Source organism: Arthrobacter sp. K410C (assembly GCF_059090105.1).
Map to the genome: position 1 here is coordinate 632,719 of NZ_JBNHFJ010000001.1, position 21,866 is coordinate 654,584.

18 protein-coding genes and 1 tRNA gene are annotated in these 21,866 nt (G+C 64.8%); 3 read left to right on the forward strand and 16 right to left on the reverse strand.

Annotated features, from left to right (window positions below):
- Position 1 precedes the first annotated feature (1 nt).
- The 5 genes from rpsG to AC5RU7_RS03025 form a co-directional block, all read right to left on the reverse strand.
- A complete protein-coding gene (gene rpsG / locus AC5RU7_RS03005; protein WP_003803829.1) occupies positions 2 to 472 on the reverse strand; it encodes a 30S ribosomal protein S7 in 471 nt (156 codons plus the stop codon).
- Position 473: 1 nt separating this feature from the next.
- Positions 474 to 848 carry a 30S ribosomal protein S12 gene (rpsL, locus tag AC5RU7_RS03010; RefSeq protein ID WP_009358312.1) on the reverse strand — a complete coding sequence of 125 codons (375 nt, stop codon included), beginning with the start codon at positions 846 to 848 and terminating at the stop codon, positions 474 to 476.
- 436 nt (positions 849 to 1,284) lie between these two features.
- Positions 1,285 to 5,184, reverse strand: a complete 3,900-nt coding sequence (locus AC5RU7_RS03015) for a DNA-directed RNA polymerase subunit beta' (RefSeq protein WP_494051001.1) — start codon at positions 5,182 to 5,184, stop codon at positions 1,285 to 1,287.
- A 98-nt stretch (positions 5,185 to 5,282) separates the two neighbouring features.
- The gene (rpoB, locus tag AC5RU7_RS03020) at positions 5,283 to 8,792 is read right to left on the reverse strand and encodes a DNA-directed RNA polymerase subunit beta (protein WP_494051002.1); all 3,510 of its coding nucleotides are present in this window, start codon (positions 8,790 to 8,792) and stop codon (positions 5,283 to 5,285) included.
- A 307-nt stretch (positions 8,793 to 9,099) separates the two neighbouring features.
- On the reverse strand, positions 9,100 to 9,555 hold the full coding sequence (locus AC5RU7_RS03025; RefSeq protein ID WP_494051003.1) for a hypothetical protein: 456 nt from the start codon (positions 9,553 to 9,555) through the stop codon (positions 9,100 to 9,102).
- 233 nt (positions 9,556 to 9,788) lie between these two features.
- Between AC5RU7_RS03025 and AC5RU7_RS03030 the strand changes: the two genes are divergently transcribed.
- Positions 9,789 to 10,988: an acetyl-CoA C-acetyltransferase gene (locus AC5RU7_RS03030; protein WP_494051351.1), complete on the forward strand. Its 1,200-nt coding sequence runs from the start codon at positions 9,789 to 9,791 to the stop codon at positions 10,986 to 10,988.
- A complete protein-coding gene (locus tag AC5RU7_RS03035; RefSeq protein WP_494051004.1) occupies positions 10,988 to 11,485 on the forward strand; it encodes an aminoacyl-tRNA deacylase in 498 nt (165 codons plus the stop codon). The genes AC5RU7_RS03030 and AC5RU7_RS03035 overlap by 1 nt, the downstream gene beginning before the upstream one ends.
- 54 nt (positions 11,486 to 11,539) lie before the next feature.
- On the opposite strand, the gene rplL is transcribed toward AC5RU7_RS03035, so the two are convergent.
- The 9 genes from rplL to AC5RU7_RS03080 form a co-directional block, all read right to left on the reverse strand.
- A complete protein-coding gene (gene rplL, locus AC5RU7_RS03040; RefSeq protein ID WP_009358316.1) occupies positions 11,540 to 11,917 on the reverse strand; it encodes a 50S ribosomal protein L7/L12 in 378 nt (125 codons plus the stop codon).
- A 78-nt stretch (positions 11,918 to 11,995) separates the two neighbouring features.
- Complete coding sequence (rplJ, locus tag AC5RU7_RS03045; RefSeq protein ID WP_494008937.1) at positions 11,996 to 12,577, reverse strand: 50S ribosomal protein L10; 582 nt, start codon at positions 12,575 to 12,577, stop codon at positions 11,996 to 11,998.
- Positions 12,578 to 12,906: 329 nt separating this feature from the next.
- Positions 12,907 to 14,025, reverse strand: coding sequence for a GNAT family N-acetyltransferase (locus AC5RU7_RS03050; RefSeq protein ID WP_494051005.1), 1,119 nt, complete (start codon positions 14,023 to 14,025; stop codon positions 12,907 to 12,909).
- 8 nt (positions 14,026 to 14,033) lie between these two features.
- Positions 14,034 to 15,131 (reverse strand): GNAT family N-acetyltransferase, encoded by a 1,098-nt coding sequence (locus AC5RU7_RS03055; protein ID WP_494051006.1) that lies wholly within the window; start codon positions 15,129 to 15,131, stop codon positions 14,034 to 14,036.
- Positions 15,132 to 15,269: 138 nt separating this feature from the next.
- The gene (gene rplA, locus AC5RU7_RS03060; protein WP_009358320.1) at positions 15,270 to 15,977 is read right to left on the reverse strand and encodes a 50S ribosomal protein L1; all 708 of its coding nucleotides are present in this window, start codon (positions 15,975 to 15,977) and stop codon (positions 15,270 to 15,272) included.
- A gap of 181 nt (positions 15,978 to 16,158) precedes the next feature.
- Positions 16,159 to 16,590: a 50S ribosomal protein L11 gene (rplK, locus tag AC5RU7_RS03065; protein WP_003803853.1), complete on the reverse strand. Its 432-nt coding sequence runs from the start codon at positions 16,588 to 16,590 to the stop codon at positions 16,159 to 16,161.
- A gap of 128 nt (positions 16,591 to 16,718) precedes the next feature.
- Positions 16,719 to 17,522: a transcription termination/antitermination protein NusG gene (nusG, locus tag AC5RU7_RS03070; RefSeq protein WP_009358321.1), complete on the reverse strand. Its 804-nt coding sequence runs from the start codon at positions 17,520 to 17,522 to the stop codon at positions 16,719 to 16,721.
- A gap of 115 nt (positions 17,523 to 17,637) precedes the next feature.
- A complete protein-coding gene (gene secE / locus AC5RU7_RS03075) occupies positions 17,638 to 17,922 on the reverse strand; it encodes a preprotein translocase subunit SecE (protein WP_494008940.1) in 285 nt (94 codons plus the stop codon).
- An 82-nt stretch (positions 17,923 to 18,004) separates the two neighbouring features.
- Positions 18,005 to 18,077 (reverse strand) — tRNA-Trp (locus AC5RU7_RS03080).
- A 276-nt stretch (positions 18,078 to 18,353) separates the two neighbouring features.
- Here AC5RU7_RS03080 and AC5RU7_RS03085 point away from each other — a divergent pair.
- Entirely contained in the window at positions 18,354 to 19,571 is a 1,218-nt protein-coding gene (locus AC5RU7_RS03085) for a pyridoxal phosphate-dependent aminotransferase (RefSeq protein WP_494051007.1), read from the forward strand.
- 179 nt (positions 19,572 to 19,750) lie between these two features.
- On the opposite strand, the gene AC5RU7_RS03090 is transcribed toward AC5RU7_RS03085, so the two are convergent.
- Together AC5RU7_RS03090 and AC5RU7_RS03095 are read right to left on the reverse strand one after the other, a co-directional pair.
- Complete coding sequence (locus AC5RU7_RS03090; RefSeq protein ID WP_494008942.1) at positions 19,751 to 20,431, reverse strand: LuxR C-terminal-related transcriptional regulator; 681 nt, start codon at positions 20,429 to 20,431, stop codon at positions 19,751 to 19,753.
- Entirely contained in the window at positions 20,428 to 21,846 is a 1,419-nt protein-coding gene (locus AC5RU7_RS03095) for an ATP-binding protein (RefSeq protein ID WP_494051008.1), read from the reverse strand. The genes AC5RU7_RS03090 and AC5RU7_RS03095 overlap by 4 nt, the downstream gene beginning before the upstream one ends.
- Positions 21,847 to 21,866 lie beyond the last annotated feature (20 nt).

The window sequence follows — 21,866 nt, forward strand, 5'->3', positions numbered from 1 at the left end:
ATTACCAGCGGTAGTGTGCGAAGGCCTTGTTGGACTCGGCCATCTTGTGGGTGTCTTCGCGACGCTTCACAGCGGCACCGAGACCGTTGGAGGCATCCAGGATTTCGTTCTGGAGGCGCTCGGTCATGGTCTTCTCACGGCGGGCCTTGGAGTAGCCCACCAGCCACCGCAGGGCGAGTGCGGTGGAGCGTCCCGGCTTAACCTCAACCGGAACCTGGTACGTTGCGCCACCGACACGGCGGGAGCGGACCTCGAGGGAAGGCTTAACGTTGTCCATGGCCTTCTTCAGGGCTGCAACGGGGTCGCCGCCGGACTTGGCGCGTGCGCCTTCGAGGGCACCGTAGACGATGCGCTCTGCCGTGGACTTCTTGCCGTCAACGAGCACCTTGTTGATGAGCTGGGTTACCAGCGGGGAGCCGTAAACCGGATCCGAAACGAGCGGCCGCTTGGGGGCCGGACCCTTGCGAGGCATATTACTTCTTCTCCATCTTTGCGCCGTAGCGGCTGCGGGCCTGCTTACGGTTCTTCACGCCCTGGGTATCGAGGGCGCCACGGACGATCTTGTAGCGGACACCCGGGAGGTCCTTAACACGACCACCGCGAACGAGCACAATGGAGTGCTCCTGCAGGTTGTGGCCAACACCGGGGATGTAGGCGGTTACTTCCACGCCGCCGTTGAGGCGCACACGTGCCACCTTACGCAGAGCCGAGTTCGGCTTCTTGGGGGTGGTGGTGTAGACGCGGGTGCAAACACCGCGGCGCATCGGGCTGCCCTTAAGCGCGGGAGCCTTGGTCTTTGAGACCTTAGGCGTGCGGCCCTTGCGGACCAGCTGGTTAATCGTAGGCACTCTCGTGTTCTCCGTTTTATCCGGAACAGCCGCTTCCGGCCGCTCTCTTGTTGCGTTGCCCCGCCGCCCGGGCCCTTGGAGGAATCTCCGAAGGCGGCGAAGGCGAAGCCTTAATAGTCGGATCCCATGCCCATGACCCGACTCGCGTCAAAATGTCCCTAGGCATGCGAAAATGTGGCATACGTTGCACAAGAACCCTGCAAACCGGAAACGTCGCTCTGGCTCAGCCTCTCAGCTGGGGCCGGCGCACTCATCCACTGCCACAATAACAATTGGTAACAAGTCTAGCATGGACGGCCTCCTTGCCTTAATCGGCCCGTTAAACGGGGATGGTCCCGCACCGTGGGGTGCGGGACCATCCCTTTTAATGCCTAAGGGCAGGGCGGAGGGTCCCTACGTGGCGCGGAACGCGACACGAAAGGGACCGCCCTGCCCGCTACCGGAAGTCGTTGCCCAGGTCGTAGTCATCCAGCGGGATGGCGTGGAACTCAGGAGCTCCGTCGCCGCCCAGGGAGTCGTACGAGAAGTCACTGAACGCGCTGGGGCCTGTGAACAGGTTGGCCTTCGCTTCTTCAGTGGGCTCGACGGTGACCTCGGTGTAGCGCGGGAGGCCCGTGCCGGCCGGGATCAGCTTACCGATGATGACGTTCTCCTTGAGGCCAAGCAGCGGATCGCTCTTGCCTTCCATGGCCGCCTGCGTCAGGACGCGGGTGGTCTCCTGGAAGGAAGCCGCGGACAGCCAGGACTCGGTGGCCAGCGACGCCTTGGTGATACCCATGAGCTCGGGACGTCCGGATGCGGGAGTCTTGCCCTCGGATACAACGCGGCGGTTGGCGTCCTCGAAGCGGCTGCGCTCGGCGAGTTCGCCGGGGAGCAGGTCCGATTCGCCGGACTCGATGACCGTGACGCGGCGCAGCATCTGGCGGACGATAACCTCGACGTGCTTGTCGTGGATACCGATGCCCTGGCTGCGGTACACGCCTTGGACCTCGTCCACCAGGAACTTCTGAGCGGCACGGGGACCCATGATGCGCAGGACCTGCTTGGGATCCACAGGACCGTTGATCAGCTTCTGGCCGACGGTGACGTGGTCGCCGTCTTCGATCAGCAGGCGTGAACGGCGCAGGACCGGGTACGCGATCTCTTCGGTTCCGTCATCCGGGGTGATGACCAGGCGCATCTGGCGCTCGGACTCTTCGATGGTGATGCGGCCGGCTGCCTCGGCAATCGGCGCAACACCCTTCGGAGTACGGGCTTCAAAGAGCTCCTGGATACGGGGCAGACCCTGGGTGATGTCGTCGCCACCGCTGGCGGAGACTGCACCACCGGTGTGGAACGTACGCATGGTCAGCTGGGTACCGGGCTCACCGATGGACTGTGCGGCAATGATGCCCACGGCCTCGCCGATGTCCACGGTCTTGCCGGTGGCCAGCGAACGGCCGTAGCACAGGGCGCAGGTGCCGACACTGGACTCACAGGTGAGGACGGAGCGGACCTTGACCTCGGTGATGCCTGCCTTGAACAGCTCGTCGATGACGACGTCGCCGCAGTCGGTGCCGGCCGCGGCGAGGACCTTGCCCTCGGAGTCCACGACGTCGACAGCCAGCGTACGTGCGTAGGCGCTGTTCTCCACGTTCTCGTCCAGCACCAGCTCGCCGTTGGAATCGGCGACGGCGATGGGCGTGACCAGGCCGCGCTCGGTGCCGCAGTCCTCTTCGCGGACGATGACGTCCTGGGACACGTCCACCAGACGACGGGTCAGGTAACCCGAGTTGGCGGTACGCAGAGCGGTATCGGCGAGACCCTTACGGGCACCGTGCGTGGCGATGAAGTATTCCAGCACCGACAGGCCCTCACGATAGGAGGACTTGATGGGGCGCGGGATGATCTCACCCTTCGGGTTGGCCACCAGGCCACGGATACCCGCGATCTGGCGGACCTGCATCCAGTTACCACGTGCACCGGAGGACACCATGCGGTTGATGGTGTTCATCGGGGACAGGCTCTCACGCATCACCGAAGCGATCTCGTTGGTTGCCTTGTTCCAGATCTCGATCAGTTCCTGGCGGCGCTCGTCGTCGTCGATCAGGCCCTTGTCGTACTGGCCCTGGATCTTGGCGGCCCGCTCCTCGTACCCGGCAAGGATTTCCGGCTTGGCAGCCGGGACCTCGATGTCGGAGATGGCGACAGTGACGCCCGAACGCGTGGCCCAGTAGAAACCGGCATCCTTCAGGTTGTCCAGCGTGGCAGCCGTGACGACCTTCGGGTAGCGCTCGGCGAGGTCGTTGACGATGCGGGACAGCTCGCCCTTGTCGGCAACAGCCTCAACCCACGGGTAGTCCTCAGGCAGAGTCTCGTTGAAGAGCACCTGGCCCAGGGAGGTCTGGACAAGCGCGGGCTGGCCCGGCTCCCAGCCCTCGGGGGCTTCCCAGCCGGCATACGGCACGAAGCCTTCGAGGCGGATCTTGACCTGCGAGTTCAGGTGCAGCTCGCGGGCGTCGAACGCCATGATGGCCTCGGAGACCGAACCGAAGATGCGGCCTTCGCCGGCCGAACCCTTCCGCTTGGTGGTCAGGTGGTAGAGGCCGATGATCATATCCTGCGAAGGCAGGGTGACCGGGCGTCCGTCCGAGGGCTTCAGGATGTTGTTCGAGGACAGCATCAGGATGCGGGCCTCAGCCTGGGCTTCGGGGCTCAGCGGCAGGTGGACTGCCATCTGGTCGCCGTCGAAGTCGGCGTTGAACGCGCCACAAACCAGCGGGTGCAGCTGGATGGCCTTGCCTTCAACAAGCTGCGGCTCGAACGCCTGGATACCCAGGCGGTGCAGGGTAGGTGCACGGTTGAGCAGCACCGGGTGTTCGGTGATGATCTCTTCGAGCACGTCCCAGACCTGCGGACGGTAACGCTCCACCATGCGCTTGGCCGACTTGATGTTCTGGGCGTGGTTGAGGTCAACCAGGCGCTTCATCACGAACGGCTTGAAGAGCTCCAGCGCCATCTGCTTGGGCAGGCCGCACTGGTGCAGCTTCAGCTGCGGGCCGACGACGATGACCGAACGGCCGGAGTAGTCGACGCGCTTGCCGAGGAGGTTCTGGCGGAAACGGCCCTGCTTGCCCTTGAGCATGTCGCTCAGGGACTTCAGCGGCCGGTTGCCCGGACCGGTGACCGGACGGCCGCGGCGGCCGTTGTCGAAGAGGCTGTCAACAGCTTCCTGAAGCATGCGCTTCTCGTTGTTGACGATGATCTCCGGGGCGCCCAGGTCAAGCAGGCGCTTGAGCCGGTTGTTGCGGTTGATCACGCGGCGGTACAGGTCGTTGAGGTCGGAGGTCGCGAAGCGGCCACCGTCCAGCTGGACCATGGGGCGCAGTTCCGGCGGGATCACCGGGACGGCGTCGAGGACCATGCCAAGCGGGCTGTTGTTGGTGGTCAGGAACGCGTTGACCACCTTGAGGCGCTTGAGGGCGCGGGTCTTGCGCTGGCCCTTGCCGTTGGCGATGACGTCGCGCAGCAGATCGGACTCGGCCTGCATGTCGAAGCTCTCAAGGCGCTTCTTGATGGCTTCGGCACCCATGGAGCCTTCGAAGTACATGCCGTAGCGGTCGCGCAGTTCGCGGTACAGGCCCTCATCACCCTCGAGGTCGGCGACCTTCAGGTTCTTGAAGCGGTCCCAGACCTGCTCGAGGCGCTCGATGTCGGCGTCGGCGCGCTTACGCACGTTCGCCATCTGGCGGTCGGCGGAGTCGCGTGCCTTCTTCTTGTCGGCAGCCTTGGCGCCTTCGGCCTCCAGGCGGGCGATTTCGCCTTCGAGGTCGCGGGCAATCGCCGCGATATCGGAATCGCGGTTGTCGATCAGCTGCTTCTTCTCGATGTCGTGCTCAACCTGCAGGTTGGGCAGTTCCTCGTGGCGGGCAGCCTCGTCGACGCTGGTGATCATGTAGGCAGCGAAGTAGATGACCTTTTCGAGGTCCTTCGGTGCCAGGTCAAGGAGGTAGCCCAGGCGGGACGGAACACCCTTGAAGTACCAGATGTGCGTGACCGGTGCGGCCAGCTCGATGTGGCCCATGCGCTCTCGGCGGACCTTAGCGCGGGTGACTTCGACGCCACAGCGCTCACAGATGATGCCCTTGAAGCGCACGCGCTTGTACTTGCCGCAGTAGCATTCCCAGTCGCGGGACGGGCCGAAGATCTTCTCGCAGAAGAGGCCGTCTTTCTCGGGCTTGAGCGTGCGGTAGTTGATGGTTTCCGGCTTCTTAACCTCGCCGTAAGACCAGCCACGGATGTCTTCCGCGGTGGCGAGGCCGATCTGCATGAGGCCGAAGGAGGATTCGCTGGACATATGGTCCCTGTTCTCTCTTGTTCTCTAAATTCTGAAGTCTTGGGTGCGGGAGAAGGAAGGAGGACGACGGCGGACGGGGCCCGCCGTCGTCGGACTCCTTAGACCTCTTCTACGGAGCTGGGCTCTGCACGAGACAGATCGATGCCCAGTTCCTCCGCAGCCGTAAAGACTGCGTCATCAGAGTCACGCATTTCAATTGTGGTTCCGTCCGTGGAGAGGACTTCCACGTTCAGGCACAGCGACTGCATTTCCTTGATCAACACCTTGAAGGACTCGGGAACACCCGGCTCCGGGATGTTCTCGCCCTTGACGATCGCTTCGTAGACCTTCACGCGGCCGTGAATGTCATCGGACTTGATCGTGAGGAGTTCCTGGAGCGTGTAGGCGGCGCCGTAGGCTTCAAGCGCCCACACTTCCATCTCACCGAAGCGCTGGCCACCGAACTGTGCCTTACCACCCAGCGGCTGCTGCGTGATCATGGAGTACGGGCCGGTGGAGCGGGCGTGGATCTTGTCGTCCACCAGGTGGTGGAGCTTCAGGATGTACATGTAGCCGACCGAGATCGGATCCGGGAACGGCTCGCCGGAGCGGCCGTCGAACAGGCGGGTCTTGCCGGACGAATTGATCAGGCGCTCACCGTCGCGGGTCACGTTGGTGGAGTCCAGCAGGCCCGTGATTTCCTCTTCACGGGCGCCGTCGAACACCGGCGTGGCAACGGTGGTGGGGCCACTCTCGCGCGGCAGGTTGGGCAGCTGCTTGACCCACTCGGGCTCGCCTTCGATCTTCCAGCCGGTCTTGGCGACCCAGCCAAGGTGCGTCTCGAGCACCTGGCCGACGTTCATACGGCCCGGAACACCCAGCGGGTTCAGGACGATATCAACGGGGGTACCGTCGGCAAGGAAGGGCATGTCCTCGACCGGGAGGATCTTGGAGATAACACCCTTGTTGCCGTGGCGGCCGGCGAGCTTGTCGCCGTCGGTGATCTTACGCTTGGCAGCCACGTAGACGCGGACCAGCTGGTTGACGCCCGGGGGCAGCTCGTCGTCGTTGTCGCGGTCGAAGACGCGGACGCCGATGACGGTGCCGGACTCGCCGTGGGGCACCTTCAAGGAGGTGTCGCGCACTTCGCGGGACTTCTCACCGAAGATGGCGCGCAGCAGGCGCTCCTCCGGGGTCAGCTCGGTTTCACCCTTCGGGGTGACCTTTCCGACCAGGATGTCGCCGGCTTCGACCTCGGCACCGATGTGGATGATGCCGCGCTCGTCAAGGCCTGCCAGGACTTCCTCGGACACGTTGGGGATGTCACGGGTGATTTCCTCGGCACCAAGCTTGGTGTCGCGGGCATCAATCTCGTGCTCCTCGATGTGGATGGAGGAAAGGACGTCCTCGGCAACGATGCGCTGCGAGAGGATGATGGCGTCCTCGAAGTTGTGGCCTTCCCAGGACATGAATGCCACGAGCAGGTTCTTGCCGAGGGCAAGCTCACCCTGGTCCGTTGCCGGGCCGTCGGCGATGATGCCGCCGACCTCGAGGCGCTGGCCTTCGTTCACCAGGACACGGTGGTTGTAGCAGTTGCCCTGGTTGGAGCGGGCGAACTTGTTAATGCGGTAGTTGGTTTCCGTGCCGTCGTCGTTAAGTATGATGACGAGCTCGGCGGAGACCTCGGTGACCACACCGGCCTTCTTCGCGATGACCACGTCACCGGCGTCCACGGCAGCGGCGCGCTCCATGCCGGTGCCCACGAACGGGGCCTCGGAACGGACGAGCGGCACGGCCTGGCGCTGCATGTTGGCACCCATGAGTGCGCGGTTGGCGTCGTCGTGCTCGAGGAACGGGATCAGGGCCGTAGCCACGGACACCATCTGGCGCGGGGAAACGTCCATGAACTCGACGTCTTCAGCGGGGACCAGGACGGGCTCGCCTCCACCACCACGGGCACGGACCAGGACGGTCTCTTCGGCGAAGCGCTTGTTCTCGTCCAGCGGCGCGTTGGCCTGGGCGATCAGCACCTCGGCCTCGTCGTCGGCCGTCAGGTACTGGACGTCGTCGGACACGACGCCGTCCTTGACCTTGCGGTACGGGGTCTCGATGAAGCCGAACGGGTTGATGCGTCCGTAGGATGCCAGCGAACCGATCAGACCAATGTTCGGGCCTTCAGGGGTTTCGATGGGGCACATACGTCCGTAGTGGGACGGGTGCACGTCACGGACTTCCATGCCGGCGCGGTCACGGGACAGACCACCGGGGCCAAGGGCCGACAGGCGGCGCTTGTGGGTCAGGCCCGAGAGCGGGTTGTTCTGATCCATGAACTGCGACAGCTGGGAAGTTCCGAAGAACTCCTTGATGGCTGCAACCACGGGGCGGATGTTGATCAGCGTCTGCGGCGTGATGGCCTCGACGTCCTGGGTGGTCATACGCTCGCGGACAACGCGCTCCATGCGGGACAGGCCGGTGCGGACCTGGTTCTCGATGAGCTCGCCGACGGCGCGGATGCGGCGGTTGCCGAAGTGGTCGATGTCGTCGATCTCGACGCGCAGGTCAACTTCCTGGCCGTCGCGGACGCCCTTGATGGTCTTCTCGCCGGCGTGCAGCGCGACGAGGAACTTGATCATGGCGACGATGTCTTCAACGTGCAGGACCGAGGCTTCCTTGTCGCCAAGGGAACGGTCGATGCCCAGCTTGCGGTTGATCTTGTAGCGGCCGACCTTGGCCAGATCGTAGCGCTTGGAGTTGAAGTACAGGTTGTCCAGCAGGGACTGGGCAGCCTCGACGGTGGGCGGCTCGCCCGGACGCAGCTTGCGGTAGATGTCCAGCAGCGCGTCTTCGCGGGTCTCGGTGGCGTCCTTCTCCAGGGTGGCGCGCATGGAGTCGTACTGGCCGAACTCTTCGAGGATCTGGCCTTCGGTCCAGCCGAGGGCCTTCAGCAGGACCGTGACGGACTGCTTGCGCTTGCGGTCGAGACGGACACCGACCTGGTCGCGCTTGTCGATTTCGAGCTCGAACCATGCACCGCGGGACGGGATGATCTTGGCAGTGAAGATGTCCTTGTCGCTGGTCTTGTCAGCGGCACGCTCGAAGTAGGCGCCCGGGGAACGGACCAGCTGGGAGACGACCACACGCTCGGTGCCGTTGACCACGAAGGTACCCTTCTCGGTCATCAGCGGGAAGTCGCCCATGAACACGGTCTGCTGCTTGATTTCGCCCGTGTTGTTGTTCATGAACTCGGCCTTGACGTACAGCGGAGCCGAGTACGTTGCGTCCCGGTCCTTGCACTCGGCCATGGTGTACTTGGGGTCGGCGAACTCCGGATCGGAGAAGCTCAGGGACATGGTGCCCTGGAAGTCCTCGATCGGGGAGATTTCTTCGAAGATGTCCGAGAGGCCGGACGTGGTGGCGACGCTGAGATCGTTTTCTTCGACAGCCTTTGCTACGCGTGCCTGCCAGCGTTCGTTGCCGACCAGCCAGTCAAAGCTGTCCGTCTGCAGGGCAAGCAGATTCGGAACGTCAAGAGGTTCGTGAATCTTTGCGAATGAAAGCCGGCGAGTGGCACCATCAGTGCTGTCGGCGGTGTTAGCGGTTTCGTTATTAGAGGTGCTCGAGGCGACCAAGAGGGATCCTTCCACAGACCTTCAGGCGTTTTCAGATCTCCCCCGCTGTGCACCCTGCAGACAGAGTCCGCAGCGCTACCATCCGGTTCCGCTATATGACCCGGGGCCGGCACCGACTATGCTGTGACGTTGTTACGGCACGTTGATTGTCAGCTGCCAGGCAAAGCCCACCGCTATATGAAGGCTGAAGGTAAACAGGGAAGACGCAAATATCTACGATACGGCAAAATATCCTACGTGTCTACCCCACATCCGGCCGGAATGCAAGCACTTGTTTTTAGGGGCGCCGGATACCCTCCCGCACCATTCAGAGCCGGAGAGTGACCCCTTCCGCCGTGCAGGTTCCGGAGTTCGCGAACACCGCGTCGCGCACGGCGTCCTTGGATTCCTGGGCCGGCGCGCTGCCCGATTCGGCGGCCGAAGAATGGTCGATAGCCAGAAGGCTGAGGGAAGCGAACAGGCCCCGAAGGTCCCCCGCCACCGTGTCCTTGGCATCCTCCGCCTGCAGGTAGATTTCCTCATAGCCGCCGGGGTCGTCGGCCGGGACGGCTCCATACTCGGCGAACAGGGAGTTGAAACGCTCGCACGCCTCCCTCGCGCCTCCGGCTGCAGTGCCGGAAGCCGATGGCGCCGGTTTGATCCCGCCGGCAGACTGCGCGGGGGATTCCGACGGCGACGCGCCGGCGGGTGCCGGGGATGAGACGGAGCACCCGGTCAAGGCCGCCAGGCCGGCAGCGCCTACAAGGGCCAGGGTCTTCTTCACGTTACTTCTCCGTCCGCCCCGCGTCCGGGGGGGGTGCTCACCGGCAAAAAATGTCCGCCGCCCACCCTACGCACGCCGCCGCCGTCGTGCATCCCGAACCGATGGGGACTTCTCTCCTGCCGCAAAACGCAAAGGCCGGAATGCACATAGCGGCCCCGGCGTTTGAATAGTTAGGTGACCAGGGTCACGATAGCCTTGGTGGCTTACATCGAATCAGAGTGGAAGAGACAACCATGGCCAACTCTCATGACAGCAATGACGTTGTTATCCTCGGGGCAGCGCGTACCCCCACCGGCCGCATCAACGGCCAGCTGGCGGGCTTCTCCGCGGTGGACCTCGGCGCCCACGCGATCCGGGCCGCGCTGGATGCCAGCGGGGTGGATGTGGGCGATGTCGAAGTGGTGATCATGGGCCAGGTCCTGCAGGCGGGTGCCGGCCAGAATCCCGCCCGGCAGAGCTCCGTCGGTGCCGGCATCGGCTGGAACGTTCCGGCCGTGACGGTCAATAAGGTGTGCCTCTCAGGGCTGACGGCAGTCATTGACGCCGCCCGGATGATCCGGGCCGGCGAGGCCGCCGTGGTGGTGGCCGGCGGCCAGGAGTCGATGACCCGGGCGCCGCACCTGCTGCCCGGCTCGCGGCAGGGCTGGACCTACGGCTCCATCCAGGCCCTGGACGCCGCCGCCCACGACGGACTGACCGACGCTTTTGATGGCCAGTCGATGGGCCTGTCCACGGAGACCCGGAACCTGAGCCTGGGCATCGACCGGACGTCACAGGACAACGTGGCTGCGCAGTCGCACCAGCGCGCGGCGCTGGCGGCAAAGAACGGGACATTCGACGACGAGATCGTCCCCCTCAGCGTGAAGCAGCGCAAGGGAGATCCCCTGGTGGTGGACACGGACGAGGGCGTGCGCCCCAACGCCTCCATCGAGTCCCTGGCCGGGCTGCGGGCTGCGTTCGTCACTGACGGCACCATCACCGCCGGCAACTCGTCGCCCCTGTCCGACGGCGCCGCCGCCCTGGTGCTCTCCTCGCGCGCTTATGCCGAGGCCCACGGCCTGGAGTACCTGGCCGTGGTGGGCAAGCCGGGCCAGGTGGCCGGGCCGGACAACTCACTGCACTCGCAGCCGTCGAACGCCATCATGAACGCGTTGGGCCGGGCAGGGTGGACCACGGCGGATCTGGACTTCATAGAGATCAACGAGGCCTTCGGATCCGTAGCGGTGCAGTCCCTCAAGGACTTGGACTATCCGCTGGAGAAGTGCAATATCCACGGCGGGGCCATTGCCCTGGGGCATCCGATCGGAGCTTCCGGTGCACGCCTGGCGGTCCATGCCGCCCACGAGCTCAAGCGCCGGGGAGCCGGAAAGGCCGCCGTGTCCCTGTGCGGGGGCGGCGGGCAGGGCGAGGCGCTCCTGCTCTACCGCGACTGATGGCTGTGGCAGCCTCAAACGGTGCGGACGGCGCCGGGCAGGAACGGTTCCTGGCCGACGCCGCCGCCCGCGGCCTGAAAGTCGAAATTGTGGAACGCCCGGCCGCCCGCAGCCTCGAGGAAGCGGCCGGCATCCTGGGAATCAGCCCCGCGGACATCGTCAAGTCGCTGGTGGTCAAGCACAAGGACGGGACTTTCCTGTTCGCGCTGGTTCCGGGTGACCGGCAGATCTCCTGGCCGAAGCTGCGCACCCTCCTGGGAGTCAACAAGCTGTCACTGCCGCCGGCGGACATGGCCCTGGATGCGACCGGGTATGAGCGCGGCACCATCACCCCGCTGGGCAGCACCACCCCGTGGCCTGTCTATGCGGATGCCACCATCACCGGCAGGCGGATCTCCATGGGTGCCGGGGCCCACGGCTACAGTGCCTTCGTTGACGCCGATGCCTTGACATCCGCCCTGGACGCCGTGGTGGCGGACATCTCCGACCCCCTTTAAACGCAGAAAACCCCGCCCACCGGAGTGGACGGGGTTTTCCAGGAGTATGCGCTGTTACTTGAGGGTAACGGTGGCGCCTGCAGCCTCGAGCTGCTCCTTGGCCTTCTCGGCGGCCTCCTTGTTGGCACCTTCGAGGACAGCCTTGGGGGCACCGTCAACCAGGTCCTTGGCTTCCTTGAGGCCGAGGGAGGTGATGGCGCGAACTTCCTTGATGACTGCGATCTTCTTGTCGCCAGCAGCTTCGAGGATGACGTCGAAGTCGGTCTTCTCTTCAGCCTCTTCTGCGGCGCCGCCGGCAGCGGGGCCAGCAACTGCAACAGCAGCAGCGGTAACTTCGAAGGTCTCTTCGAAGAGCTTGACGAACTCGGAGAGCTCGATGATGGTCAGTTCCTTGAAAGCTTCAATGAGCTCTTCGTTGCTGAGCTTCGCCATGGTAGGCGTCCTTCCTGTTGTGGTGTCCGGCAGGCTCATCGCCCGGCCGTGCACCTGAGTCTTGTGGGGTAAAGAGAATTAGTTCTCTTCGGCTGCGGGAGCCTCAGCAGGTGCTTCGGCTTCGGCGGCGGGAGCTTCTTCAGCGGCAGGCGCCTCGGCAGCAGCCGGAGCACCGTTCTCTTCTTCAAGCTTGAGGCGCAGTGCGTCAATGATGCGTGCAGCTGCGGCGGCGGGAGCCTTGAGGACGCCTGCAACCTTGGCGAGCTGCAGCTCGCGGGACTCGAGCGCTGCCAGTTCGGCAACCTCGCTGGCGTTCAGAGCCTTGCCCTCGAAGTAGCCGGTCTTGATGATCAGCTGCTTGTTGGCCTTGGCAAAATCCGTCAGGCTCTTGGCAGCGGCAACTGCGTCACCCTTGATGAACGCGATTGCAGTGGGGCCGGCAAGCTGGCCGTCGAATGCTTCGACGCCGGCTTCCTTGGCTGCAATGGCGGTCAGGGTGTTCTTGACGACCGCGAACTTGGTGTCCTGGCCGAGAGAAACACGCAGCTGCTTGAGCTGTGCAACGGTGAGCCCGCGGTATTCGGTCAGGACAGCGGCGTTCGATTCCTTGAAATCGTTAGTGATCTCAGCTACTGCTGAAACCTTGGTAGGCGTTGCCATAACCCTCCTTCCGGGGATAGTGCCGGGTATTCGACGGTCCCCGCTCAGGTGAGCTAAAACTAAAAACGCCCCGCGCAGATGCACGGGGCTTGGCTCGACACGGTTCTCCATGGAGCTTTGCTTCGTTCACCTGCGCCGGCCGCCCTATGTTCAGGGTCCTTCGTAAGGAAAACCACGGCACCTCCCGCGCAGGACAGCAGAGTTGCGTCATGTCCGGGAGAGTGGATTTCCAATAACCGACGGTCTTTGGTCATCCCAGTCTACGGGAGGGCATGGCGGACCACCAAATCGTGCCCCGGGCCCTCCCGCAGGCCCGGTGTGGCGGATCCCTAGCTGTTCCGGGTGTGCAGCTTGGGGAGCTCCTTCTGCCAGATGCCTGTCACCCCGGCGGTGCGGAAGCCCAGCTGCTGGTTGACGGTCAGCAGGTACCGGTTTTCCGGGGCGTTCCAGGTGTAGATCACGCGGGCATCGGGAAACTGTTCTGTAAGCCGTTCCATGTTGGCCACCTTGATCAGCAGCCCCAGCTTGTTGCCCCGGTGTTCCTGCAGCACCAGTGTGTCGTCCTGGAACACCACGTCCGTGCGGTGCGCCAGCACCGTGATGGTGGTCAGCCCCACCAGCGAACCGGTGGCGAGGTGCTCGACGGCGGTGACCACCGTCCGCCGGCCCTGCGCGATGGCAACGTCCTCGGCTTCCCGGAGGATGCCGCCGTCGAACACCATGTCCTGCTCCACCGGCACGTCCAGTGAGGGGTCGACGTCCGCGCCCGCCTGGTTCTCAAGGACGGCGACAGCTTCCAGCCACCGGTCCGGGCAGCGGTCGGTCCAGTGGTGCAGCCGGTACCGGCCGTTGTTTGCCTCATCGGCCTCTGCCTGAAGGTCGGCCACGAGCTTCGAATCCAGCGGGAGTGAACACGAACTGAACTGCTCGATGTGCTGCAGCGTGTAGCCCGTCTTCTGGGCGAACTCCACTTCACGGCTCTCCAGCGGAACGAACCCCAGCCCCGAACCCGGGACCAGCTGCGCCTTCTCAAACTCGTGCAGGGAAGCACCCGGATGGTTGGTGTCAACCAGGATCATGGTGCGCCCCTCCGCCCGCGCCAGATGTTCGGCGGCTTCGAGCAGGCGGCGGCCCACGCCCTGGCGCTGGAACTCGGGCAGGATGTCCAGGGTGAACTCCGCAAGGTCCAGGTGGTCCGTCATGGGAAGGGCGATATCCACGGTACCCACGATTTCGCCGTCGACTTTTGCCACCAGGATGAGCTGGCGCTCATACGGGTCCTCAAACTCGAGGAGCTTCTCCAACGGCCCATAGGCGAGGTCGTCGCTCCCCCAGGTCTGCATCCTTACCTTGCGCCCCACCTCGACGGCAGCCAGGAAGTCCGCCGCGTCCGGAGAGTCCAGCGAGTCGGGGATCCAGAGCTGCTCGATCTTCACGTCTTTTGCCATATTGGGCATCATCCCAGCCGTTTCTGCCACTCACCCTCATAGCCTGCAGGTGTGAATCCAAGCGCGATATTGATCGCCAGCATATGCTGGTTTTCGCTGGCGTTCCATGTCAGCACCGAGCGCGCCGCGGGCCATCTGGCTTGGGCCATGCGCAGGTTCCTGATCTTGATCAGCATCCCCAGGCGGTGCCCCCGGTGTTCGGCGGACACAAGGGTGTCCTGCTGGAGCACGGTAGCCGGAACTTCAGGGCGCCAGTTCAGAACCGTATACGCGACCAGTTGGCCCGAGGGCCGGTGCATCGCCGCTGACACCACGGACTGCATTCCGCTGCGGGCAAGGGTTTCCTCGTCGCGGCGGACCCGGGCCGCATCCCAGATTTCCCCTTCCCAATCCAGGCCTGCCGTGGGTACATCAGTGCTCATCCGGGCATTCAGGATGGCGTAGTTGTCCACCAGCTCTTCGGGGCAGGCATCGGCCCAGCCCATCAGCGCGTAGTCCCCGGCATGGGCAGACGCCGCTGCTTCCAGTACGGCCAGCCGATCAGACGGCACGGGCAGGCCAAGGCGGCTGGACGTCTCCACCTGTTCGAGCTCGTAGCCGCCGGCTGCCGCGAAGGCGGTGGAAGGCTCCCCTGCCGGCAGCCCGCCCGCCCCGGACTTTGCGGGCAGCAGCGGTCCGGCGCCTTCCACCGCCTGTGCCGGCAGTTCGAAATAGCCATCCAGCGAGGTACGGCTGTGCTGCTGCGCCACGTCCTCGGCAAACTGCAGGAGCCGGCGGCCCAGTCCGCGCCGCCGGTGCCCGGGTGATACCAGGACGTTGATGCCCGCCGTCCAGAGGTTCTCCCGCAGTGGCAGCGTCACCGAGCACATGCCCACGGTTTCCCCGCCGATCCGGCCCACGAAGAGCTGGCGGGCCTCATAGGGAGTGCCGCGCCAATGCTCCAGTTCCTCGGCCAGGGTGTACCCGCGGTCAAGGTTCCCCCAGGTCTCCAGTTCGTGCGCCTGCCGCATTGCCTGGCAGTCGAGGAAGTCCCGGGCATCCTGCGCCGCGGCCAGGGACCCGGGCATCGCGACGGCGGTTATCACCAGGCCATTCGGCTGCGTCATGACCATAGCCTAGCCAGCCCTGGCCGGCTGTCGAGGGCGGTGTAAGGGAAAGGTGCGGCTTAATGCGGAAGGGACCGCCCGGCTGCTGCCGGACGGTCCCTTCCTGTGTGCCGGACTGGCACGGGAATGCTTGTAAGGCTAGGCCTCGATGAGCACCTTGGTGACGTTGGGGTCGACGGAGATGCCGGGACCGAAGGTGGTGGCGACCGTTGCCTTCTGGATGTAGCGGCCCTTGGCAGCGGACGGCTTCAGGCGAAGCACCTCTTCCAGGGCTGCGGCGTAGTTCTCGGCCAGCTTGACGGCGTCGAACGAGACCTTGCCAATGATGAAGTGCAGGTTGGAGTGCTTGTCGACGCGGAAGTCGATCTTGCCACCCTTGATGTCGTTGACGGCCTTGGTGACGTCCGGGGTCACGGTGCCCGTCTTCGGGTTCGGCATCAGGTTACGCGGACCCAGGACCTTACCGAGGCGGCCAACCTTGCCCATGAGGTCAGGGGTGGCGACGGCGGCATCGAAGTCGGTCCAGCCGGCGGCGATCTTCTCGATCAGGTCGTCGGAACCAACGAAGTCGGCACCGGCGGCGATTGCTGCCTCAGCCTTGTCGCCCGTGGCGAACACCAGGACGCGGGCGGTCTTGCCGGTGCCGTGGGGCAGGTTGACCGTGCCGCGGACCATCTGGTCAGCCTTACGGGGGTCCACGCCGAGGCGGAAGGCAACCTCAACCGTGGCGTCGAACTTGGACGGGTTGGTGTCCTTGGCGAGCGTTACTGCCTCGAACGGCGCGTAGAACTTCTCCGCGTCGATCTTGGCGGCTGCTGCCTCATATGCTTTGCTGCGCTTTGCCATGCTGCTTGTTTCTCCTTGTGCAGTTGTGGTCTGCGGACCGCGCTGGGCCCTGCCACAGTCGGTGGTCCGGTCTCGTTATTCGGACCGGATGCCCGACATTTCAGTTTTTTGATGGTGCCGGTTTCCCGGCGGCGCCGTCCGTCGTCGTCAAGTGCCCGATCCCGGATGGCTGGATGGGCTATTAGCCCTCGACCGTGATGCCCATGGAGCGGGCGGTGCCGGCGATGATCTTTGCTGCACCCTCGAGGCTGGTGGCGTTGAGGTCTTCCATCTTGGTGGAGGCGATCTCGTTGACCTGGGCCTGGGTCAGCTTTGCAACCTTGACGGTGTGCGGGGTGGCGGAACCCTTGGCAACGCCTGCAGCCTTCTTGATGAGCTCTGCAGCCGGCGGGGTCTTGGTGATGAACGTGAAGGAACGGTCTTCGTAGACCGTGATCTCCACGGGGATGACGTTTCCGCGCTGGGCTTCCGTCGCAGCGTTGTACGCCTTGCAGAATTCCATGATGTTGACACCGTGCTGGCCAAGCGCAGGACCGATCGGCGGGGCCGGGTTAGCGGCACCTGCCTGGATCTGCAGCTTGATGAGGCCGGTGACCTTCTTCTTGGGAGCCAATGTAGGGTCCTTCTCTCAATAACGTCCTGGGGCACAGGAGCGTGCCTCAGGTTTTTGGCCGCCATGGCAAGGCGGCCGGCCGTTCCGGTGCCGCTAAGCGGGCAGCGCCGGGACGAATTCTTGGGTGGTCAGATCTTGGTGACCTGGTTGAACGCCAGGGTGACCGGCGTTTCGCGCTCGAAGATGGAGACCAGCACCACGAGGGTCTGGGACTCGGGCTTGATCTCGGAGATGGTGGCCGGAAGGGTCTCGAACGGGCCTTCCTTGACGATGACCGACTCGCCGACTTCGAAGTCGACAGCCACGGGAGCCTGGTTCTGCTTGTTGACCGGCTTGCCCTTTTCGGCCTGCTCTTCCTCGAAGACCGGGGCCAGCATGGAGAAGACCTCGTCCAGGCGCAGCGGCACGGGGTTGTGGGCGTTGCCCACGAAGCCGGTAACGCCGGGGGTGTGGCGGACGGCGCCCCAGGAGGCATCGGTCAGGTCCATGCGGACCAGGACGTAGCCGGGGATGCGGACGCGGTTGATGATCTTGCGCTGGGCGTTCTTGATCTCAACGACTTCTTCCATGGGCACCTGGATCTCGAAGATGTAATCTTCCATGTCCAGGGTCTGGATGCGGGTCTCGAGGTTGGCCTTCACGCGGTTTTCGTAGCCGGCGTAGGAGTGGATGACGTACCAGTCACCTTCCTGGCGGCGCAGCTTGGCCTTGAACTCCTCGGCCGGGTCGGCGGCCGCGGTGGCGGCGGCAGCAGCGAGGGCGTCGGCGGGCTCGTCGTCGCCCTCCCCGCCTTCGGTCTCGGCAACGTCGGAGCCGGCGGCGTCGGATTCGGGCGCGGCGGACTCAACCTCAGACTCGTCACCGGCTTCTGCCGTGATGTCCGCGGACTCTTCCAGCTCAGTCTCGGTTACCCCGAGCTCCTGCTCAGACACTTGGTCTCCTGCTTCCTCATTGCCTAACATGCCTATTTAAATGGCTCAATTCCGCACGCCGCTGTTTCCTTCCGGTTATCCGGAATAGAACACGCGGCCTGCGGACCCTGCAGCCTTAGCTGTCCGTGGAGCCGGTACCGCCGAAGAGCCAGCCCATAGCGGATCCGAACCCGATATCCAGCAGGCTGACGATGACCATCATGATGGCCACGAACACCAGCACCACGAGCGTGTAATTGATCAGTTCCTTGCGGGTCGGTGCAACAACCTTCTTCAGTTCGCCGATGATCTGGCGGACGAAGAGCGCAATGCGGGCGAAGAAGTTTGCCTTGGCGTCCTTCTTAGCTGGGCGGCCCTTGGAGCTGCTGGCAGCTGTTTCGGTCACCTGGTCCTCGCTCATCTTTGCAATGCTGATTACCCGGCCCTGAACAGAACCATGGTTGCTGCGCTTGCCCCGGGATTTTGCCCCGGGGCAGCTTGCGCAGGGCAGACAGGACTCGAACCTGCAACCTGCGGTTTTGGAGACCGCTGCGCTACCAATTGCGCCACTACCCTATGGAGTGAATTTCACTCTCCGACGACGATCCGCCAGCTTGAACTGGGGCGCACGCCATCATCCGTGTTTTCAACACCGGTGAACCAGTCTACGCAACATCTGCACGTTCGTAAAACCAGCCCGTTCCGGCCCATCAGCGCCGCGTCCTGGGATCGGCTGCCGGGGCAGTCACAATTCAAAACGGGCCACCCGAAGGGTCCGGTGAACAGCATAGAGTAGAACTCGTCGAATCCCACATTCCAGCCTCACGGCTGCAAGCGAAGAACGGACCTGCCATGTCTGCCGCCCGCGTTTCCAAGCGCATTTCCGCTATTGCCGAATCCGCAACCCTTGCCGTTGATGCCAAGGCGAAGGCGCTCAAGGCAGCTGGCCGGCCGGTGATTGGCTTCGGGGCGGGCGAACCCGACTTCCCCACCCCGGATTACATCGTGCAGGCAGCTATCGACGCCGCAACCCAGCCGAAGTACCACCGTTACTCCCCTGCCGGCGGGCTGCCCGAGCTGAAGAAGGCCATTGCCGAGAAGACGCTCCGCGACTCGGGCTACGCCGTCGACCCGTCCCAGGTGCTGGTCACCAACGGCGGCAAGCAGGCGGTCTACAACACGTTCGCCACGCTGGTGGATCCGGGTGACGAGGTCATCGTCCCCACCCCCTTCTGGACAACCTACCCGGAGGCCATCCGGCTGGCCGGCGGCGTTCCGGTCGAAGTTTTTGCCGGCCCGGAGCAGGACTACCTGGTGACCGTTGAGCAGCTCGAAGCCGCCGTGACGGACCGGACCAAGATCCTGCTGTTCGTCTCGCCGTCGAACCCCACTGGCTCGGTCTACTCCCCCGAACAGGTGGCCGAGATCGGCAAGTGGGCCGCCGCGAAGGGCCTCTGGGTCGTCACCGACGAGATCTACGAGCACCTGACGTACGACGGTGTCCCCTTCACCTCCATCGCCACCGCCGCTCCCGAGCTGGGCGACAAGGTTGTCATCCTCAACGGTGTGGCCAAGACCTACGCCATGACCGGCTGGCGCGTGGGCTGGATGATCGGCCCGGCCGACGTCATCAAGGCAGCCACCAACCTGCAGTCGCACGCCACCTCCAACGTGTCCAACATTCCGCAGGTCGCGGCCCTCGCCGCAGTCTCCGGGCCGCTGACCGCCGTGGACGAGATGAAGGTCGCGTTTGACCGCCGCCGGAAGGCCATCGTCGCCGGCCTGAATGCGATCGCGGGCGTGGAATGCCCGACGCCGAAGGGTGCCTTCTACGTCTACGCGGACGTGCGTGCACTGCTGGGCAAGGAGTTCCCGACGGCGTCCGGCACCGCCACGCCGCAGACCTCCGCAGAACTGGCTTCGCTGATCCTGGATGAGGTGGAGGTGGCCGTGGTGCCCGGCGAGGCCTTCGGGCCCTCCGGGTACCTGCGCCTGTCCTACGCCTTGGGTGACGAGGACCTGGCTACCGGCGTGCAGCGCCTGCAGGACTTCCTCGGCAAAGCCCAGTAGCCTCCCCCGACGCCCGCTCACTTATGGCGGCTTAAATCCCAACGCCCGCTCGCTTTCTTTGGGGAAGTGAGCGGGCGTTTTGGTTTTAGCCGCCGGATGTGAGCAGGCGTCGGGAAAATTACCGCGGGATATGAGCGGTCGTTGGGGATTTCGCTGTCATAAGTGAGAGGGCGTCACGGTTAGAGGAGGCGGCGTTCGGCGGCCCATTTGGTGAGCTCATGCCGGCTGGAAAGCTGCAGCTTCCGCAGCACCGCCGAGACGTGGGTTTCCACCGTTTTGATGCTGATGAACAGCTCCTTCGCCACCTCCTTGTAGCTGTAGCCGCGGGCAATCAGGCGCATGACTTCCAGTTCCCGGGCCGAGAGCTTGTCCAGTTCGTCGTCGGCGATCTCGGCCGGGGCGGTGCCGAACGCGTCCAGGACAAACCCCGCCAGCCGGGGCGAGAACACAGCGTCGCCGCCGGCCACGCGGAACACCGCATCAGTAATCTCGGCGCCGGAAATGGTCTTGGTGACGTACCCGCGGGCGCCGGCGCGGATCACGGCCACCACGTCCTCGGCGGCGTCGGAGACGCTGAGGGCCAGGAATCGGGTGGAACCCAGCAGCGGGGCGGAACCGGCGATCACCTCGCGTCCGCCGCCGCCCAACCCGCCGGGCAGGTGCACATCCAGCAGCACCACGTCCGGGCGCTGCTCCGCGATCACAGCAATAGCCTGCTCCACGGTGGCTGCTTCGCCCACCACCTGGATGCTGGCGTCAAGGTCAGCCTTCAGCCCGGACCGGAAGATCGCGTGGTCGTCCACGATGACCACGCGGACGGAGTTCGCCGGACGGGAGGCCGCCCCCTGGCTGGTGTTCATGAGTTTCCTTCCGAGTTGTCCGCGCCTGCCGCCTGCAGCCGCAAACGCACTTCCGTGCCGGTGCCGGTGCTGAGGATGGTCGCGGTGCCGCCGTGCCGTTTCATCCTGCCGATGATCGATTCCCGCACACCCAGCCGGTCCTCGGGAACGTCCGAGAGTTCAAAGCCCGGGCCACGGTCCTTGATGAAGACCTCCGCCTGCCCGTCGGAGGCCTCGAGGTAGACGGATACCGTGCCGCCGCCGTGCCGGGAGGCGTTGAGCATCGCCTCACGGCTGGCCTGGACCAGGGCTTCGTGCGCCTCCGTCACCGAGGTGTCCCCCACGGTGACAACCTCGACTGCGTTGCCCAGTAGGTCCTCCACTTCCGCGGCGACTGCCTTGATCCGGTCCGACAGCTGCCCCGCTTCCCGGCCGGGGTCCTGGAACAGCCAGCCGCGAAGTTCACGCTCCTGCGCACGGGCCAGCCGGACGACGTCGTGCTCGTTGCCGGCCCGGCGCTGGATGAGGGCCAGCGTCTGCAGGACGGAATCATGGAGGTGCGCAGCAATCTCCGCCCGTTCCATTTCACGGATCCTGCCGGCCCGCTCGGCCTCCAGGTCCCGCCAGAACTTGAGCGCCCACGGCAGCAGGACCAGCACCACGCCGCCCAGCACAGCCACCGAGGCCAACAGCGCAAGCCAGGTCTGCTCCCAGGAACCGGAGCCGGAGACCATCACCAGCACCCCTGCCACCACCAGGGCAAGTCCGGCGGCCAGGCGCGCCCAGCCGCCGGCCTGGTCGGCCTTCGTCTTGTCCACAAGGCCGGCCCGCCTTGTCTCATCCAGCTGAATCCACGCAATAGAGGCGCCCCCCAGGACCGCCGCTGCCGGGATCAGCGTTCCGAGCGGAACGTCCACCCCCAGCAGCTGCGCGATCATGATGCCGGCCACCAGCAGCAGGCCGGAGCCCAGCAGGATTTCCTTGCCGTACTTCATCGTGCCGAAGCGGAACCATGGCGGGGGCTGGACGGGGCCGGAGGCTCCGCTGCCGCGGCCGCCGTCGTCGAACGGTGTTGCAGCCCTGGCGGCAGCAGCGCCCGGCGCTGCCGCCAGTCCGGCGCCGATCCCCCAGGCGGAAAGGTCAGGACCAGGAGCCGGCATCCCGGCCGGGGAACCTGCCGGCTGGCTCACCGCAGGCGCAATGGGCGACGCCGGGCGGCGGGCATTGCGCCGGGCGGCCTCGTCTGCGGTGGGAACCATGATCCACAGCCAGGCGTAGAAGACCAGTCCGGCGCCGCCGGCGAGGGTGGCGAGCGCCATGGCAACCCGGACGTTCTTCACCGGCCAGCCCAGATGTACCGCCAGGCCCGAACACACCCCGGCGATCACGCGGTCGCTGCTGCGTGCCAGGGGTGGCCGTGCCGGGAGGATCGTCATGGATCAATCCAAGCACGGAT